The organism is Streptomyces sp. NPDC057271 (genome assembly GCF_042668715.1).
GTDB lineage: Bacteria > Actinomycetota > Actinomycetes > Streptomycetales > Streptomycetaceae > Streptomyces.
This window is the reverse complement of the sequence record NZ_JBHUYJ010000009.1, coordinates 54,969-59,089: the sequence shown is the minus strand read 5'-3', so window position 1 is coordinate 59,089 and position 4,121 is coordinate 54,969. Positions and strand designations below refer to the sequence as shown.

Here is a 4,121-nt window from a genome sequence, read left to right as displayed (position 1 = left end):
TCCCCCAAGTCCCGAGGGAGAACACCCCTTTCCCCCTCCCCCTGGTTCCGCGGGGGTCCGGGGCACCTGGCTGGGGCGGGGTCAGCTGCGCAGCGGGCCCTCACAGCTGTAGCTCGACGTTCCGGCGACCTTGTTGGACCAGATCTCCACGGGTCCGAAGCTGCAGTTCATGTCGGCCAGGTTGGTGGAGGCCGCACCGGCACGGTCGAGGAGGAAGTAGTCGACCGTCTCGGACATGTCCTTGAAGTTCTGGTCGTCGCTGTACCACTTGGTGAGGTTGGCCGTGATCCGGCCGGTGCAGGTGAACCGGCGCTTGCCCGGGTCGCCGTTCTCCACGCAGTCGGGCGTGTTGTACGTGGCGGTGGCGAAGGAGGACTTGACGCCGGCGAGCGTGGAGTCGCGCAGCCGGTCGTTGGGCGTGTAGGTGGTGTTCGGGACGTAGAGGTCGTCGACCTTGGCGATCTGCGCGTCGAGGAAGCGGTCGTAGCCGCGCTGGACGTAGGTGTCCGCGCCCATCCGGTGACGCCAGGAGTCGTACGCCTGGACGTCGTTGTTGCGCAGGTGGGTGTACATCTCGCGGAGCAGCGAGGGCTTCTCGGTCCACAGGTACTCGAAGAACGTGCCGGCGTAACTGTAGAAGCGGAAGCCGTCGCCGTCGTAGGTGGCGTTGAGGATCTGCTCCACGTTCATCCGCGGCTTGCCGCCCGCGGTGTCGCCGATGATGCTGCGCACGAGCGACTTACGGACGGCGATGCCGTTGTCGCGGGTCGCTCCGTCGAAGAACTCGGCTGTTCCCTCGTCCATCGCGGTCGTACGGTCGCCCTCGTACCAGGGTCCCTCGCCGAAGAAGCCGGGGACGGCGAACCGGCCGTTGAGGTAGTGGACGTACTCGTGCCGGAACAGTTCCTCGAGGGTGAGGGAGGAGTCCTGCGGCACGCGGCGCTGGTACGTGTAGAAGGTGGCGCCCCGCTCGATGTAGATGCCGCCGTTGTTGGTGTCCATCCCGGTGAGGACCGGGTGGTAGTTCTCGTAGTCGGCGCGCGAGCCGTACAGCACGATGTTCAGCGAGGTGTTGGGGTCGCCTGCGAGCGGCTGCTCGGTTCCGAGGACCCTGTGGTACTGGGCCTTGACCTGCTTGCTCGCGTAGTACAGCTGGTCGACGGTGGCGCGGTCGAGGCCGGTGCGGACCTTGATCGCCCCGTTGTCGTAGGTGTACGTGTAGGGGAAGATCTGCTTCTCGATGTCCTCCTTGCACACGCCGTACGGCTTGCACGCCTCGTAGAAGTTGAGCCAGGAGACGAGGGTGGCCCAGGGCGCGCTGCCGGCGCCCCAGTCGTTGCGGACCGGACCGAGGAGGCCGCCGAGGTCGGCGACGACGGCGTCCCTCAGCCCCTCGATCTGGCCGAACCGGCCGTACTCGCTGAGCGCGTCGCGGGTCACCCAGGCGTTGGCCCCGCCCTTGAGGTGGGTGTACCCGGCGAAGGCCCTGAAGGCGGCCCGGTAGGCGGGGTCGGCGGCCGCGGCCGTGTGGAAGGCGGTGTCCTGGTTGCCCGGATAGACGCCGAGGTAGTTGACGGAGAGGGCGGCGAGTGCGGCGCCCGCCCAACCGGCGTCCTGGTGGGTGGCCGGGCGGTCGGGTCCCATGGTGGCCAGCACGTTCTTGATCAGGGCGAGCTGGTGGTGGCGCAGGCCCGGGGCGCTGGCGGCGTAGAGGGCCTCGCGCAGGGTACGGGCGTTGCTCGGGGTGACGTCGAAGGTACGGGCGGCGCCACCGAAGTCGGCGATGCCCCGGCGCATGGCGTCGACGGTCGGGGCGTCGGTGACGTCGATCTCGTCGCGTGAGAAGTCGTGGTAGGCGACCGCGTGCAGGTAGGTGAACATCTCCTCCAGGTGGGAGGAGTTCCGGCCGTCGTGGGAGGCGGCCAGGCTGGATATCCGGCGGGAGACGGCCTGCACATGGGCGTCGGACATGACGGGTGTGAGCCGGGCGTCCCAGGTCCAGACGAGGCCGCGCAGACAGCCGTCGGCGGTGACGGCCGGGTCGGCGAGGAAGTCGGCGAACGCCTCGGGGGCGAGGCCCGTGATCCCGTCGAGCGTGCAGGGGACTCCGGCCGCGGTGACGGTGGTGACGGCTGTGGCCCTGGCACGCGCGGGGGTGTCGGCCGGCGCCCGGCCGGGGACGCGGCCGGCGGCGAGGCCGCCGGGAGCGGGCGCGGGTCCGAAGGTCCGGCGCGGGGCGGTGGCGAGGTGCTCGACCTCGTCGAAGGGGTTGGCGCCCTGTCCGGCCTGGGGCGCGGCCGCGCCGAGCGCCCGGGCCGGGGCGGGGACGGGGATGGGCGGGGAGTCCGTACCTGCCGCGGAGACGGCGGTCTGGCCGGCGGAGGCCAGGAGGGTGACCGCTATCGCGGAGGCGAGCAGGGACGAGCGCACGTGTCTGTGGATGGACAACAGAACTCCTGCGGTGAGGGGGTGGCTGTGGGGGTGGAGCCGGAACTGTTGTGGTTCGCACGGAATTTGACGGAGGTTCACCGTGCCGTGTGCGCTGTAACATAGTAATGTGAAATTGCACTGACAACCCCTCCGGTCCCATGAGTTTGCGGCCTCCTCCCGCCGGACCCCGGGCGCGAACCGGGTCAAATCCCCCCTGCGCATGCGTATACGCTTGTCGGATCCCGCCCCCGTGTCGTCAGGAGACCCCGCGTGACCACCGCGATCGCCGCCGAAGCAGCCCCCGAGGCCTGGACGACGGACTTCGTCGTCCAGGACGTGCCCGACGCCGTGGTCAGGGACGCACGCGAGTTCGGGGCCTACGCCCGCACCGGCGGCTGGGCGTTCGCGCTGAAGGTGGCGCGCAGCGTCAGGCCCGGCGGCCAGGCGGCGGACGAGACCGGTGACTCCGGCGCGAAGGTGTCGGCGAAGGCCTTCGCCGAGCTGGCGGAGTGCTCGCCCGAGCGCGTCATGCGGTACTACAAGGCCTGGGACATGGCCGCCGACGACGGGCTCGTCCCGCAGTTCGAGGCGCTGGTCCCGGGCGAGGACATCGAGCTTCCCGAGGCCGACGCCTGGCTGTCGTACTACTCCTCCCGCTCCGGCGCCACCTCCGTGCGCGGTCACGCGATCACCGCCGCCGCCGAGGCCGAGGGCATCCGGCCGACGAAGGCGCTGGAGGTCGCCGAGAACCCCACCGCCCTGCGGGCCGCGATCCTCGCCGACCCCGGCACGGCCGAGGCCGCGCGCGGCGCGCTGCTCGACCGGATGAAGGAGGACCCGGCACTGCAGACCGGGATGGCCCGCGCCATCGTGCGGACCGACGAGCTGAAGAAGGCCGTGGCCGGGGAGGCCAAGGCGGCCGACCGGATCGCGTACGTCCGGCAGATCGCGGAGAAGGGCCGGATCAGGACGCCCGCGGGACAGACGGTCGAGGCGCCGCCCGCGCTGCGCGCCGAGGCCGAGCGGCACCTCTCCCTGATCGACGAGCTCGACGACGCCGAGGGCGCGGGCGAGTGGGCCGGTGAGGCCTACGACGCGGTGAAGGAGATGGTCGCCGAGGCCGTCGAGGCGGATCCCGAACTGCGCGTCCAGGAACGCCGTACGAAGTTCTACAACAGCCTGCAGAAGGCGACGAAGGTCTTCGAGGAGCTGACACTCGACGAGGTCCTGGAGGAGGACGTCGTCGAGGACGACATGCTCCAGCGCCTCGAAGCCCTCCAGACGGCCATCGGCACCTGCATCGACACCCTCCGCAGGGCGACCGCCGCCTCCTGACCCCCTGCCCCCGGCAGAGTCAAGGGCGTCGCCCCCTCCGACCGTCTCGGAGGGGGCGACGCCCTTGTGCGCGCGGGGTCGCCCAGGGGACGGCCGTCAGTCCTCGCGACCGAGCCGGAGGTCGCGTGCGGTGCCTCCTCCGCCCGCGACCTGCGGCACGGTCGCGACCGGCGGACACCCCGCCGCGATCACCGTGTACTCGCCCGAGGACAGGTCAACGGGCCCGTGAGGCGGCGCACTTGGGGCGCCATCAGCGCGTTCACAAAGAGCCGCGGGGGGAAAGGGAAGGGGGGGGGGGGAGACAGGGGGGGGGGGAAGAAAAACACAACCGCGAAGAGCGGGGAGAGGGGTTTTCT

General features: G+C 70.8%; 2 protein-coding genes. One reads left to right on the top strand and one right to left on the bottom strand.

The window, feature by feature from the left end:
* Window positions 1–81: 81 nt before the first annotated feature.
* On the bottom strand, window positions 82–2,448 hold the full coding sequence (locus ACFUJR_RS06850) for a collagenase (protein ID WP_383181269.1): 2,367 nt from the start codon (window positions 2,446–2,448) through the stop codon (window positions 82–84).
* A gap of 252 nt (window positions 2,449–2,700) precedes the next feature.
* Here ACFUJR_RS06850 and ACFUJR_RS06845 point away from each other — a divergent pair, with 252 nt between their 5' ends.
* Complete coding sequence (locus ACFUJR_RS06845) at window positions 2,701–3,765, top strand: hypothetical protein (RefSeq protein ID WP_383181266.1); 1,065 nt, start codon at window positions 2,701–2,703, stop codon at window positions 3,763–3,765.
* The last annotated feature ends 356 nt before the right edge of the window (window positions 3,766–4,121 follow it).